We start from the raw sequence: 12,754 nt of genomic DNA, 5'->3' as shown, positions 1-12,754 counted from the left end.
AGGGTGACCCCCGCATGGGTCGCGGATCCCGAGCTGGGCCGCACCTGGGAGCGGGTCCGGGCGCGCTTCGAGCGCGCGGGTCTCCAAGCGCAGGGGTATGTCGTGCTGTCGCCCGCGACACGGGGGGAGCGGCAGGCCGTGGCGGCGCTGCTGGGCCGGCCGGCGGTGCGGGCCCGGGTCCGGGTGGACCTGGCGGGCCTGGACGCCCGGTTGCGGGAGCGGTCCGGGATCGGCGGGCTGGCTGAGGTCCTGCCTGCGGTGACGGGTCAGCCCCTCCTGGACCGGCCGGCCGCGCGGGCGCAGCAGCTCGCGGCCCGCGAGGCGCCGCTGGCGCTGGCAGGTGAGCTCGTGACCCAGCCCTGGGCCGACCGGTGGGTAGCCGGTCTGCGCAGCACCGGCGTGCTGACCGGCCGGGACGACGCCGAGGACATCGTGCGGGCGGCCGCCGCTGTCATGGCCGAGCTCGCCCAGGAGACGACGGACCCCCCGGGTCAGCATCGGCATACCCTCTCCCGGGTCGAGCTCGCCGCCCGGCTGCTGGGGGACGCGCACGCGCTGGACCGGGGCACCGTGCTCCACCACGTCGTGGTCCGAGCCCTCGCCGCAGCCAGGGACACCGCCGTGCCCACTGCGGCGCGGGAGGTGGAGGAGCTGTGGGCCGGTGCGGGCGTCGCACCCGATCTGCTGTCGCGGACCTGCCTGGTCTGGGGACTGCGGCTGGTGGATGGTGGCCCGCTGGGCGCCAGGTTGGCGGCCGCCGCCAGGGCCGGTGACCCCGTGCACCTGACCGAGTGGGAGCTGCGCAGAACGGGCACGCTGGTCCCGGAGCCGGGCATCCTCGTGCTGGTGTGCGAGAACCCGCGCGTCCTGGAGGCGGTCGCGCAGGACGGCATACCCGGGTGGGCGGTCGTGTGCACCTCCGGTGAGCCCAATCTCGTGGTCGACCGGCTGCTCGTGGACCTGGCGGCGGCCGGGGTGGAGCTGCGGTATCACGGCGACCTCGACTGGCCGGGCGTGGCCATCGCCAACCGGGCGATGATGAGATATCGCGCACGCCCATGGTTGATGTCAGCGCAGGACTACCTTGCCGGAGTGTCGCGGTCCGCCTCGGGTCCGGCTCTGAGCGGAGGTGAGGTGGAGCCAGGCTGGGACCCCGACCTGGGCGCGGCGATGCGGAGTCATGGGCGCGGCGTACACGAGGAAGCCGTCCTCGACACCCTGCTGCAGGCTGTGCGCGACGACAGTCCGTGACGTTGTCATGCCACAGGTAGGCGCAGGTCGGGCCCAGACGAACGGTGCGGGTCAGCTGTCCGGCAACCGCGTCTTCGCCACCATGAACTCCTCATTCGTGAGAGCCCCGCGGCGGTGGCCCGTCGCGAGGAGATGATCCAGTCACGCCGGCCGGCAGACAACCCGCTCGCTTCCTCGCCCAGCCAGCTTGCCTCTCCCAACCCCTGCCTCGCACACCAACCCGAGCGGCCCGCAGGCCAGTAGCCCGGCCGACGGCGGGGCCGGGTGCGGGGCGAGATCATCGCAGCCGCCACCGGACCCCGGTCGCCGTCACGTCGGCGGTCGCGTCGTGCTGGTGCACCCAGGTGTGGTGCCGAGGACACAGCAACGCGTAGTTGCCCAGGTCCGAGCGACCCCCGCGGGCCCAGTGCACGACGTGGTGCGCATCGCACCAGGTCGCGGGCACGTGACACCCGGGGAAGGTGCATCCGCCGTCCCGGTGCGCCAACGCCCGTCGCTGACCAGGGGTGACCAGCCTCTTGGCGCGACCGAGGTCGAGGATCTGCCCCGCCTCGCCCAGCACGGCCGGGATGATGTCGGCCTCGCACGCCAACTGTCGCACCTCGTGGGCCGGCACCGTGCCCTCGTGCACCATGCGCCCGGCCCCACCCAGGGCACCGCGCAGCTCCTGCAGCCCGATGGTCACCATGACCTGCGCCTTCGGGGTGGTGGGCTGACCCTGCGTGCCCGCCACACCACGGCGGAAGACCGTCATGAACGCGTCGTAGCGACGTTGACCCGCGGTGCGCAGGTCCAGCTCGGCAAGCGTTGCTCCGCCGCCGGTTGTGGCGTGGACGGCCTCGGCAGCCCCACCGTCAGGGATCAGACGACCAGCTTCCCCAGCATCCGTGCTCGACTCGGTGATCGCGTCCGTGGTCGCATCGGGGCGAGGCGCCGGTGCAGCCAGAGGCGACATCAGCACCGCCCGGATCGCCTCGTAGTCGGCATCGCTGCCGACAGTCAGCACGAAACGCCGCAACGAGCCGTCCGCGAGGGACGACTCGTACACGTCACGCATCTCGTGGCGCGCCTGGGCGCGCGCCACCTGCTCCTTCTCGGACAGGCAGGTCGCCACGAGCTTGGCGGTGATCTTGGCCAGGTCCTTGTCGTCGAACTCCTCACGCGCCGCGGCCGCGGTCAACAGCTCGGTCGCCTCCGCATACTCGCTCTCCCCGAGCGCGGGCCGGATCCTCGTGAGTGCCCGCAGGATCTGGGCGGCGCGGTGCACCGGCACACCCCCGTCCTGGACCGCGTCCACCAACGGGACATGCACCCGCTGCTGCGCGGCACGGGCGACCATCGCGATCTCGATCGCGGTCCGCGAAGCGAGCCCCGGGCATACCAGCCGGACCCAGTCCACCTCGGAGAAACCGGCCTCCTGGTGCAACCCTCGCGCCAGCCCCTCGCGCGCCACCGCCACCAGCAACGCGTGGGTCCGGACCGCCACCCCGTCGAGCACGCCCAACACATCCCCCAGCTCACTCTCCTGCAGCAGAGCCGGCGAGGCCAGCGCCGCCACCGACCGCTCGAGCGAATCAGCCAGACCAGCCAGCACCGCCGACACTCCCCCGGCACGACCACCGGCCGCCTCGCTCCCCCACCCTGACTTCATACGAACAACAGTACGAGCCGGCACCGACATACCCTGCCGCCACGCATCGACCCAGGTCAGCGCCCCAGCAACCGTGCCTTCGCCGCGGCGAACTCGCCGTCCGTGAGTGCTCCACTGCGGTGCAGGCGCGCCAGCGACTCGAGCTCGGCGACCAGCGGGTGCCAGCCACCCTCGGGCGGCACGGGTTCGTCCTCGCGCGGCGGCTCAGCCCCTGGCCGACCCAGCGTGGGGATGACCGGCAGCCGCCCTGATGCCCGCGCCCACGCCTCGTCGAGACCGTTGAACGTCTCCGGGCCGTAGTCGAGGGTGCCGAGACCGACCGGCCCCTCCTCCGTCACCGCGGTGACGCGACCCATGCTGAAGGTCTTGACCCGCTCGACCTGCAGCTCGGTGACGACGCTGCGCGGCACGTCGTCGACGACCGGGAGCCCGGCGCTCGGGTCACCCAGGGTCAGCAGCCGCCGGTCGGTGACGACGAGCAGGCTGATGCTGCGGCGGATCCGCCAGCTCACGAAGAGTCCCTGCACCTGCTCGCCCGGCTGCAGCGCGAGCGCGAGGGAGCGGCGCGCCGCGCGCAGGGTGCGCTTGCTGACCTTCTTGTCGCGGTATGCCGTGCCCTCGCCCGGCAGCGGCAGGTGCTCGCTCACCCTCGCTCCCCTCGCCGCGCGTGACCCTCGGGGCGACCCATCAGGAGCGGAGGACCTTCTCCATCGGCCGACCCTTGGCGAGCTCGTCGACGAGCTTGTCCAGGAAGCGGATCTTTTGCATGAGCGGGTCCTCGACCTCCTGCACCTTCACCCCGCAGACCGACCCGGTGATCTGGTCGACGTTGGGGTTGATCTCCGCGGCGGCGAAGAAGTCCTCAAACGTCGTCCCGTCCTCGAGGTGCTGGGTCAGGGTGGCGTCGTCGAAGCCGGTCAGCCACTCGATGACCTCGCGCACCTCTGCCTCGGTGCGTCCCTTGCGCTCGGCCTTGGTGACGTAGTGCGGGTAGACCGACGCGACGCTGGTGGTGAAGATGCGGCTCATGGCGCGATCGTCGTCAGCGGGCGGTGTCGCCGTCCGGGTCGTCCTCGTCCGTGGCGTCGTCGGTGCCCGTGTCGTTGGTGTCGGGCGTCTCGGGCACGGCGTCGGCACCACCGTCGGTGGTCTCGCGGTTCAGCGCGCCCGAGCCACCCTCGGAGACGGTGCCGCCCTGGTCGGTGTCGTCAGTCATACCTCAAATGTACGGTGACCCGGAGTGCTGCTGCTCACCCGGCGCGTCGTTGGGCGCGTGCGAGCCCTGCCATGGGGGCCGTCGCCCGATACGCTCCAGGCCATGTCCACGGCGACGCTCGACACCGCGCTGATCAACGGAAGCGTCGGCACAGGGAAGACGACCGTCGCGGAGATCCTCGGCGAGCTGGCGAGACGTCGCGGTATCCCCGGTGCGGTCATCGACGTCGACGCACTCCGACGATCGTGGCCTCCTCCTCCCGGAGATCCCTTCCGGACCGCGCTGGCGATGCAGAACCTGAGGGCCGTCGCCGCGAACTTCCGCCGCTCCGGTGCGCGGCTGCTCGTGGTCGCGGCGGTCGTGGAGACCCGCGCCGAGCTCGAGCAGTATGCTGTCGCGCTCACCGCGAGGAGTCTGCTGCACGTCCACCTCACAGCAGCACCGGACGCGGCCCTGTCCCGGCTCCGGCGACGGCACGGCGACGACGAGAGCGCCTTGCGGTGGCACGCCCGACGCCATCCCGAGCTGGCCGACGTCCTCGACCGAGCCGGCTTCACGGACGAGCTGAGGATCGACACGACCGACACCCCGGCCACCGGCGTCGCGCAGGAAATTCTCGCCACGCTCCTCGCCCCGGCTGCCGACGCGACACCAGACTGCCCGTCCCTCGACGGAGGCTCCCCGGCTGCCACTGCTGCGGAGATCGTCGACTCGCGAGGTGGCGCGGCGCACGCCGTGTTCGTCGGCATCGACCTGGCGTGGAACGACCGGGCTCGCACCGGCCTCGCCGCGGTCGACGACGAGGGACGGCTCGTCGGCTCGACGACCTGCCGCACGGACGAGGAGATCGACGACTGGCTGCGGGCATACCCGAGCCCTGACGTGGTCGCGATCGACGCGCCGCTCATCGTGCACAACCCGACCGGGCAGCGACCCTGCGAGCGGATGATCACCTCGGCGTTCGGGCGCTTCGACGCAGGCTGCCACGCGAGCAACACGAGCAAGGCCTACATGGATCCGCCGCGCGCGGCCCGGCTCGCGCAACGCCATGGATGGACCACCGACCCCTCCACCATCGGCCGCGGCGTCTGCTTGGAGGTCTACCCGCACCCGGCGATGGTGGGACTGTTCGGCCTCGGGCGCATCCTGCCCTACAAGGGCAAGCGCGGCCGCACCGTCACAAACCGCGGCGCCGCCATGGTCGAGCTGCTCGACCGGATGGAAGGCCTGTCCGGTCTCGACGTGAGCGACAGCGAGCGCTGGCGGGAGATCCGGTATGCCGTCGAGCGCGCCACCCGCCCCATGCACCTGGAGCACGTCGAGGACGAGGTCGACGCGATCTTCTGCGCCCACCTCGCCTGGTTGTGGCGGCGCTCCCCCGGTGCGCTGGAGGTCTACGGGGATGTCCGCTCCGGCTACATCGTCGCGCCCCCGCCGCCGAGCCACCCGGCGACGCCTCGGGCCCGAATCACAGGGCCGTGAACCCGAGCGGACCGCGAGTCTGCGGCTCGCGCTGCGCGAGCTACTGTCACCCGATCGAGTCCAAGAAGTCTTCGTCCAGCCGATACAGCTTGAACGTGCTCTGAACCTGTACGCCTACCCCGTAGTGAACGAGCAGGCTGGCGAGCCGCACCCCGTCGATCAACTCGATCCGCGCGTTGATCCGCTCGGCTTCCTGCTCTGCACCCGAGGTGAACCTCGATGTCGTGATGAAGACCCCACGATCACCCTGCTTGCCGAGCAGCGCGCCCGCAAACTCATGGATGCGAGGCCTGGCCACCGGCTGGTCGACGGCGTACCGCTTCGCCTGTACATAGATTCGATCAAGACCGAGTGGGTCCTGGCTGATGATGCCGTCTACCCCTGCATCACCGGTGGTACTGGTGCGCTGCACGGTGCCGAGGCGCCCATAGCCCATGCTCTCCAAGAGCGCCATGACGAGATCCTCGAAGCCTGTGGGTGACAGCTCGAGCGCTCGAGCCAGAACCTCGGCCTCCAGCGCGGCCCGACTTTGCCGCACCGCGCCCTCGATGAGTTCGTGCGGCGTCGCCTCTGCAGCTTCACGGCTGTTCGCCGGATCGGCAGCTGGCGCATCGCCGGTCGTCGTAGTCCTGGATCGTTCCCGAAAGGCCCTGAAGGCTGGGTACCGCTCCAGGGTGGAGGTGTCGATGCGGTCCGGCAACTCCTGCAGAGCCGACCGGCCCGTCGTGGTTATCTGAGCACTCCCACGACGCGGTCGCTCGGCCAGACCAGCCTGCACCAGGTAGGTCAGCGCCCAGCCCACCCTGTTGCTGAACGCTGTCTGCCGTCCGCTGGGTAGCCGCTTCTCACGCTCGGCGACCGTGAGCTCGAGCCGGTCGGCCATGGTCGATCTGACGTCCCGGAAGAGCCAGGTGTCTTGCTCATCGAGCAGTTCCAGGACAGGGCGCATCAGCGACTGGTAGTCCGGGATGGTCATCGCTGGTGCCTCTCAAGGACGACGAGGCCAGAAAGAGCGGCCACGGCCTCACTCGACGCCGGACTCGAGTCGCGATCGCGTTGAACGGACCCGGCAGCGCAACACCTCGAAGGGATTCCGAAGCGAATCGTCGTCATGGCGTCATCCAAGCAGACGCGGCGAAGAGGCGCAGCGGAGAAGCAGAGTACACATTGCGGTTCGATAACGATTGGCACATGACCGACGACGTGGCGAATGTCGTCACGTATTTTCGCGGAACACACACCTTGAACGCCACCAGAGGACTTACCCATGCGACGAATCTCTGCCCTTTCCGTCTCCATGCTCACGACCGCCGCGCTTCTGTCCGCGTGTGGCGAGGGCGAGGACGCCTCTGATGATGCCACGATTTCGGCAGCTGAGGAGTCGTCGGCCGAGGAGAGCGAGGATGCGGCGGACGAGTCGTCCGCGGAGGCCGAGGGGTCAGACACGGAAAGTAGCGCGGAGGACGAGACTTCGGCTGCCGAGGAGTCGACCAGCGACGAGGCAGAGGACCCGAGCGATGAGGAGGAAAGTGCTGATGCTGCAGGGCCCGAGTTCGGCTCTCCGGTGCAGGTCAGCGACAACATGACCGTGACCATCAGCGCCCCGGAGGAGTTCACGCCATCCAGTACGGACTTCCTGTCCGGCGAGTGGGAGACGTTCGTCCGCATGGATGTCCTCGTCGAGAACACGGGCGACGAGCCCCTCGAGTCCTTCAACGTCTACACGCGCGCCACGACCGGTAGTCAAGCTGCCGAGGAGGTGTACGACTACGAGAGCGGCCTGGAGACTCCGAGCGCGGTGATCCAACCGGGTCGTGAATTGGAGTACGCCATCGGATATGGCGTCACTGCCGGCGAGCCCTTCGATCTCACGGTGGAAGACATGATGGATTTCTCCAGCGAAGGAACGACGCTCTCAACGGTCATCGAGTAACTCTTCGCATTCTCTGTACCGGCTCTTCCCTAGTCCCTAGGGCCTGCCTGCCAATTGTGGGATCAGCATGCACCTGGATGCACCGGCAGTACGCTGATGACCGTGAGCACGAACCTGAAGATCAGTTCCGTGGACAACGCTCTGGCCGCGGCGGCAAAAGCCGAGGCCGCGCGGCGGCACCTGAGCCTGTCGGACTACCTCAAGGAACTCGTCGAGAAGGACCTTCGCGAAAAAGACATCACGGCTCGGCGCGAGCGTCTCTTCGCCGAGATCAGGGCCAACCCACCCCTCGGCATCCATAGCGAGGACACCCTCGCCGCACGGGACGAGGCCCGTCGAGACTCTCAGCTGAGCGCCGATCACCGGGCCGACGGCATACCCTGAAGCCGTGCCGGACGACTTCCTCATCGCCCACAACCCTGAGGACGGCTCGCGACTGCCCTACCTGCTGCGCATCCCCCTCGGGCCGGACGGCGTCGTGCTCAAGGCACGGGAGACCTGGCCGCGCACCGGAAAGGTCTACTGCCACCGCGCCACCGGCTGGCCCGCCGAGCCGGACCTGGTCGAGACCGTCCCGACCCGCTCCTGCGTCCGGCGCGGCGCCAGCATCGACCTCGTCCTCGACCGGGGAAAGGAGTTCCGCTCGCAGTTCGTCCTGGACCCGACGCCCGCGGCCGCGAGGCGGTCTTCTGGCAGACCGCCCGCACCGCCAAGCAGGCACGCCCCGCGGTCAGTCTCCCCACGCGCGCGGCTCGGGCATCCCCACCCTCGAGATCGTCGTCGACAGCCACGAGCGGTATGCCTGGACCTTCGACCACCAGCAGGTCACCACCCGCCGCGAGGGCCTCCCCGCGGGCGACTACGCCGTCGAGGTCGCCGGCCGGGTGCTCGCCTCGGTCGAACGCAAGAGCCTCGTCGACCTCGTCTCCACCCTGACCACCGGCAAGATGCGTTACCTGCTCGCCGACCTCTCCTCCCTGCCCACCGCGGCCGTCGTCATCGAGGACCGCTACTCCGCCGTCTTCAAGCTCGACCGCGTCCGCCCCGCCGTCGTCGCCGACGCGCTCGGCGAGTGCCAGGCCCGCTTCCCCACCGTCCCCATCATCTTCTGCGAGACCCGGGCCCTCGCCCAGGAGTGGACCTACCGCTTCCTCGCCGCCGCCCTCGCCCACGCCGACGAGGAGACCCACGTCGAGACCGAGGCCTCACCTCTCACCTCCGCGCGTGCCGCCAGCCCCGGCGAGGTGCGCAAGTGGGCACGCGAGCACGGGTATGCCGTGTCCGACCGCGGGCGCATCCCACGCGAGATCCGCGAGGCCTTCGAGGCAGGGCGGTAGGACGGCACGCCCGTCCCCGGTGCTGCGGCGCCTATGCTGCAAAGGCGGCTGCACCAGGGCCCGGAGACGCCAGCACAGACCGGCCGCGACGGCATCTCGACACGACAGGAGCACCATGCCCAACCACGACCTGCCCGACGAGGCGCGCGCGGTCGCCGCGCTCGGGGTCACCCCCGAAGCGCCCGCGGACCAGCCCGGGCACCGACCGCCGACCGTTCCCGGCGCCTCCACCCGCCCCTCGGGTACGCCCGAGCCGACCACCAACGTCGGCACGGACCGGATGCGCGTCACCGGCGACGGATTCACCTTCGTCACCGCCTGGGCGCTGCGCGGCATCATCGTCATCGCGGCGCTCTGGCTCGCCTGGTGGGTCCTGGACCGTGTCTGGTTCGGCGTCCTCCCGATCCTGCTCGCGCTCATCGTCGCGACCCTGCTCTCCCCCGTGGTCGCCCTCGGCCGACGGATCGGGCTGCACCCCACGCTCGCGACGGTCCTCACGCTCCTGCTGTCCGTGGGTCTGTTGGTGGGCGTCTTCGCCGCCCTCGCCCCGTCGATCACCTCGCAGTCCCGCGAGATCTTCGAGCAGGCCAGAGGCGGGGTCGACGAGGTGCGAGCCTGGATCAGCGGGCCGCCGCTCAACCTCGACAACGCGCAGATCGACGAATACCTGGGCACCGCCATCACCTGGCTGCAGGAGCGCAGCAGCGTGGCCGCCGGTGCAGTCGCCTCCGGCCTGGGCGTCGTCGGCTCCGCCCTGGTGACCCTCGGTCTCATGGTCGTGCTGCTGTTCTTCTTCCTCAAGGACGGGCCGAGCTTCCTGCCCTGGCTGCGACGCACCAGCGGCCGCAACACCGGCCGCCACCTCACCGAGGCGCTCACCCGCATGTGGACGACCCTCGGCGGCTTCATCCGCACCCAGGCGATCGTCAGTGCCGTGGACGCCGTGCTCATCGGCATCGGCCTGCTCATCCTTCAGGTGCCGCTCGCCCTCACCCTGGCCGTGCTCACCTTCTTCGGCGGCTTCATCCCCATCGTGGGCGCGGTCGTCGCGGGCGGCATCGCCGTGCTGGTGGCGCTGGTGACGCAGGGGCTGACCGAGGCGCTGATCGTGCTGGCGATCGTCATCGCGGTGCAGCAGATCGAGGGCAACGTCCTGCAGCCGGCCCTCCAGGGCCGCAGCATGCAGATGCACCCCGGCATCATCCTGCTCGCGGTCGCCGGCGGCAGCACCCTCTTCGGCGTCATCGGCGCCTTCCTGGCCGTCCCCTTCGCCGCCACCTTCGTGGTGCTGCTGCGCTACCTCAGCGAGCAGGTCGACCTGCGCAGCGGTGACATCGACGTCGAGCACGTCGCCTTCGCGACGCCGGAAGGGCGCGTCGCCGGGGCGCGGACGCAGTACCTCGGCGAGGTCGAGCGGTCCGAGCGCGCCGCCTCGCGCGACGACACGGCACCTGCGCAGCCCGCCCGTCCGGGCCTGCTCTCCTGGCTCTTCGGCCGGCACTGACCCGTCTCGGCGGTCCCGTCCTGCGACGGGGACCGACCGGCATGGCGACGCGGCGGATCGGCTGTCACGCTGGTGCGATGGAGACGCTCCTCGACGCCGCACGCGACATGGTGACCCCCGAGACCGGTTGGAGCGCCGAGCTGTTGCTGCGCACCGTGCTGACGACCGTGGTGATGTTCCTGGCGATCGTGCTGCTGGCGCGCCTGTTCGGCACGCGCACCTTCGCCTCCTTCACCACCTACGACTTCCTCACCAACGTCGCCGCCGGCTCGCTGGTCGCCAGCGCCATCCTCAGCGACCGGATGGTCGAGGCGACCGTCGGTCTCGTCGTCCTCGTGGTGCTGCAGTATGCCGTGTCCAGCGCGGCCGCACGCTCCCGCGCGGCGCGGGACGTGGCGGACAACGACCCGGTGGTGCTCGTGCAGGACGGCCAGGTCCTGGCGGGCCCGATGCGTCGTGCGCGGGTCTCCCGCGCCATCCTCGACCAGCACCTGCGCGCCTCCGGCCTCAACCGGGTCGAGGAGGTGCACCTCGCGGTGCTCGAGTCCGGCGGCTCGATCAGCGTCCTGCGACGCGCGACCGGCTGAGCCACCCTCAGGCGGGGATGATCCCGCCCCAGTCGAAGGGGTACTGCAGCACCGGTGTGCCGGGGATCTCGTCGTCCCAGATCTGCGGGTCCACGTCGAAGACCTCGCCGGTCGCCAGCCCGTCCAGCCACGCCGTGAGGCCGAGCACGTTCTGCTTGACCATCTTGCCGCGGGCCTTGTGGCCGATGTTGCCGTCGCGGGTGTTGCCCGAGGTCTCGAAGAACACCGCCGGGTTGCTGTGCCCGGTCGGGTTGAGGCCGTTGTAGTCGAGCCCGAGCATCATCGCCGACACCACGCCGCCGCGGATGTCGATGACCGTGCCGTAGCCCACGTCGTACTTGTCCGCGCTGATGAAGCCGCGGTTGAGCGTCTCCAGCCACACGTGCCCTGCATCTGCCGCGTGACGACGTCGTACTCCCCGCCCTTGATGCCCGGCAGCGTCGGCCCACCGGGGGCCAGCGAGATGCCGAGGGAGAACGTGATGGCCTCGCCCGTCTCCCGGTCGGTCTTCAGGCCCTGGTGGTGGATGTCGAGGGCATACGCCGGCTTGACCATCGTCCAGTACTCGTACCACGCCAGCGACTCGCGCGCGACGAAGGCGTCCGGCGCCCAGTCCCGGTTGAGGTCGACCAGCTGCTCGTTGCCGTCGGCGTCCAGCCGCGGCGCGTCAGCCTCCCGGTCCCACAGGATCGTCTGCCGGATGTTGCCCTCGGAGCCGTCCGGGTTGTAGCAGGGGATGACGTGGACGGTGAACTCCTCGCGGATCGCCCGCCACTCCTTCGCCCCGCTCGTGGCCAGGCGCTTGAGCACGGTCAGCGAGGAGTCGAGGCCGTAGGGCTCGTTGCCGTGGATCCGGCCCTGCACCCACACCGGCGTGTCCCCGGTGCCGACGGTCGCGACGTACAGCTCGCGCCCCTGCTCGGTGAGGCTCTCGGCGGTCCCGATCTCGGACAGCGTCCGCACCCTCACCGGGTAGCGGCTGCTCCCCTCCAGCTTGCGCAGCTGGTCCACCATGTCGCCGTAGCTGCGGATCGCCGCCAGCGGCGTGTCCTTGCCGGGGTCGGGGAAGTTCGGCGCGGCCGAGGCGACTCCCGGCCCGGCGACCGAGCCGCCGATCGCGGCCAGGCTCCCCCATCCGAGCAGCGAACGTCGCGAGATCTGGGCAGGGGACATATGAACCTCCAGGGGGTCGTCAGGGTGGTCCACACGCTAGGGCGGTGATGCTCAAGCCCGGGTTTGCCGTCGGTCTAGAGTCGATCAAGACGCGACGTCAAAGGGCCGCCGCCGACCGTCGAAAGCATGCCCCGGCGCGAATTCGACGGTCACCACCGCCGGGTCGACGAGGCGCGACCAGGGAAGTGCTGCCGGGGCGGGACAACGACGGTCACCGGCGCGAAACCACTGAGACGACTGGTCCACCCAGGGCGTCTCAGCTGTTCACCCGGATGATCTCCTCCTGGTAGGGCGCGATGACGTCACCGGAGATGCGGCAGTCGAGCACGAGGAACCGGCGCGACTCCTCCGGCTCGGCGGCCCAGGCCTCGAGCCGGTCCAGGTCCGCCAGCGTCCGCACGACGACTCCCTCGGCCCCGACGCCGCCGGCCAGGGCGGCGAAGTCGGCTTCGGGGATCAGCATCGGTCCGCGCGCCAAGCCCTGCAGCCCGTAGAGGTTGACCTCGGCGCCGTAGGCCGCGTCGTTCCCGACCACGGCCAGGCCGCGGCAACCGCGACCGGTATGCCCGGCCCGAGGTGCACCTCGCCGACGGCGGGCAGGACGACGACGTCATGGGGTT

At 70.4% G+C, this 12,754-nt stretch carries 14 protein-coding genes and 1 pseudogene; 7 read left to right on the top strand and 8 right to left on the bottom strand.

The window, feature by feature from the left end; genetic code table 11:
• Positions 1-3 precede the first annotated feature (3 nt).
• Positions 4-1,251: a TIGR02679 family protein gene (locus tag BJF80_RS11285; protein WP_158068525.1), complete on the top strand. Its 1,248-nt coding sequence runs from the start codon at positions 4-6 to the stop codon at positions 1,249-1,251.
• Positions 1,252-1,528: 277 nt separating this feature from the next.
• Here the strand turns inward: BJF80_RS11285 and BJF80_RS11280 are convergent, their stop codons facing one another.
• Genes BJF80_RS11280 through BJF80_RS18880 form a run of 4 tightly spaced genes read right to left on the bottom strand, consistent with a single transcriptional unit; the run spans position 1,529 to position 4,118 of the window.
• Complete coding sequence (locus BJF80_RS11280) at positions 1,529-2,902, bottom strand: HNH endonuclease signature motif containing protein (RefSeq protein ID WP_083673629.1); 1,374 nt, start codon at positions 2,900-2,902, stop codon at positions 1,529-1,531.
• Between the two features lie 56 nt (positions 2,903-2,958).
• Positions 2,959-3,549 (bottom strand): SHOCT domain-containing protein, encoded by a 591-nt coding sequence (locus BJF80_RS19100; protein WP_022924634.1) that lies wholly within the window; start codon positions 3,547-3,549, stop codon positions 2,959-2,961.
• A gap of 40 nt (positions 3,550-3,589) precedes the next feature.
• Positions 3,590-3,931, bottom strand: coding sequence for a DUF2200 domain-containing protein (locus BJF80_RS11270; RefSeq protein ID WP_075813711.1), 342 nt, complete (start codon positions 3,929-3,931; stop codon positions 3,590-3,592).
• Between the two features lie 13 nt (positions 3,932-3,944).
• Positions 3,945-4,118, bottom strand: a complete 174-nt coding sequence (locus tag BJF80_RS18880; RefSeq protein ID WP_158068524.1) for a hypothetical protein — start codon at positions 4,116-4,118, stop codon at positions 3,945-3,947.
• Between the two features lie 102 nt (positions 4,119-4,220).
• Between BJF80_RS18880 and BJF80_RS17845 the strand changes: the two genes are divergently transcribed.
• Complete coding sequence (locus BJF80_RS17845; protein WP_083673628.1) at positions 4,221-5,600, top strand: DUF429 domain-containing protein; 1,380 nt, start codon at positions 4,221-4,223, stop codon at positions 5,598-5,600.
• Positions 5,601-5,646: 46 nt separating this feature from the next.
• On the opposite strand, the gene BJF80_RS11255 is transcribed toward BJF80_RS17845, so the two are convergent.
• Positions 5,647-6,576 carry a restriction endonuclease gene (locus tag BJF80_RS11255; RefSeq protein WP_075813709.1) on the bottom strand — a complete coding sequence of 310 codons (930 nt, stop codon included), beginning with the start codon at positions 6,574-6,576 and terminating at the stop codon, positions 5,647-5,649.
• Positions 6,577-6,867: 291 nt separating this feature from the next.
• Here BJF80_RS11255 and BJF80_RS11250 point away from each other — a divergent pair, with 291 nt between their 5' ends.
• From BJF80_RS11250 to BJF80_RS11230, 5 genes are all read left to right on the top strand, one after another.
• Positions 6,868-7,533, top strand: a complete 666-nt coding sequence (locus tag BJF80_RS11250; protein WP_143554088.1) for a hypothetical protein — start codon at positions 6,868-6,870, stop codon at positions 7,531-7,533.
• 102 nt (positions 7,534-7,635) lie between these two features.
• The gene (locus tag BJF80_RS11245; protein ID WP_143456393.1) at positions 7,636-7,917 is read left to right on the top strand and encodes a hypothetical protein; all 282 of its coding nucleotides are present in this window, start codon (positions 7,636-7,638) and stop codon (positions 7,915-7,917) included.
• Positions 7,914-8,870: an Lsr2 family DNA-binding protein gene (locus BJF80_RS21205; protein ID WP_321166398.1), complete on the top strand. Its 957-nt coding sequence runs from the start codon at positions 7,914-7,916 to the stop codon at positions 8,868-8,870. Before BJF80_RS11245 ends, BJF80_RS21205 begins: the two co-directional genes overlap by 4 nt.
• Before the next feature lie 115 nt (positions 8,871-8,985).
• Complete coding sequence (locus BJF80_RS11235) at positions 8,986-10,374, top strand: AI-2E family transporter (RefSeq protein ID WP_075813703.1); 1,389 nt, start codon at positions 8,986-8,988, stop codon at positions 10,372-10,374.
• 77 nt (positions 10,375-10,451) lie between these two features.
• Positions 10,452-10,961, top strand: a complete 510-nt coding sequence (locus BJF80_RS11230; protein ID WP_022924643.1) for a DUF421 domain-containing protein — start codon at positions 10,452-10,454, stop codon at positions 10,959-10,961.
• Between the two features lie 7 nt (positions 10,962-10,968).
• Here the strand turns inward: BJF80_RS11230 and BJF80_RS20250 are convergent, their stop codons facing one another.
• From BJF80_RS20250 to BJF80_RS11220, 3 genes and pseudogenes are all read right to left on the bottom strand, one after another.
• Positions 10,969-11,343 (bottom strand): hypothetical protein, encoded by a 375-nt coding sequence (locus tag BJF80_RS20250; RefSeq protein WP_237767570.1) that lies wholly within the window; start codon positions 11,341-11,343, stop codon positions 10,969-10,971.
• Positions 11,241-12,134, bottom strand: a complete 894-nt coding sequence (locus BJF80_RS11225) for a M14 family zinc carboxypeptidase (RefSeq protein ID WP_237767569.1) — start codon at positions 12,132-12,134, stop codon at positions 11,241-11,243. The genes BJF80_RS20250 and BJF80_RS11225 overlap by 103 nt, the downstream gene beginning before the upstream one ends.
• A 256-nt stretch (positions 12,135-12,390) precedes the next feature.
• Positions 12,391-12,687: pseudogene (locus BJF80_RS11220) on the bottom strand (thiamine pyrophosphate-binding protein); the annotation flags it as partial.
• Positions 12,688-12,754: the final 67 nt, after the last annotated feature.

It is taken from the genome of Serinicoccus sp. CUA-874, assembly GCF_001942225.1.
GTDB lineage: Bacteria > Actinomycetota > Actinomycetes > Actinomycetales > Dermatophilaceae > Ornithinicoccus > Ornithinicoccus marinus.
The sequence above is the reverse complement of the archived record's forward strand: the minus strand, read 5'-3'. Positions and strand labels throughout refer to the sequence as shown.

Excerpts from the sequence above, each read along its gene's own strand:
- BJF80_RS11280 (WP_083673629.1), bottom strand. The coding sequence starts at position 2,902 with ATGAAGTCAGGGTGGGGGAGCGAGGCGGCCGGTGGTCGTGCCGGGGGA.
- BJF80_RS18880 (WP_158068524.1), bottom strand. The coding sequence starts at position 4,118 with ATGACTGACGACACCGACCAGGGCGGCACCGTCTCCGAGGGTGGCTCG.
- BJF80_RS11225 (WP_237767569.1), bottom strand. The coding sequence starts at position 12,134 with ATGTCCCCTGCCCAGATCTCGCGACGTTCGCTGCTCGGATGGGGGAGC.
- BJF80_RS11235 (WP_075813703.1), top strand. The coding sequence starts at position 8,986 with ATGCCCAACCACGACCTGCCCGACGAGGCGCGCGCGGTCGCCGCGCTC.
- BJF80_RS17845 (WP_083673628.1), top strand. The coding sequence starts at position 4,221 with ATGTCCACGGCGACGCTCGACACCGCGCTGATCAACGGAAGCGTCGGC.
- BJF80_RS11255 (WP_075813709.1), bottom strand. The coding sequence starts at position 6,576 with ATGACCATCCCGGACTACCAGTCGCTGATGCGCCCTGTCCTGGAACTG.
- BJF80_RS11270 (WP_075813711.1), bottom strand. The coding sequence starts at position 3,931 with ATGAGCCGCATCTTCACCACCAGCGTCGCGTCGGTCTACCCGCACTAC.
- BJF80_RS11250 (WP_143554088.1), top strand. The coding sequence starts at position 6,868 with ATGCGACGAATCTCTGCCCTTTCCGTCTCCATGCTCACGACCGCCGCG.
- BJF80_RS11230 (WP_022924643.1), top strand. The coding sequence starts at position 10,452 with ATGGAGACGCTCCTCGACGCCGCACGCGACATGGTGACCCCCGAGACC.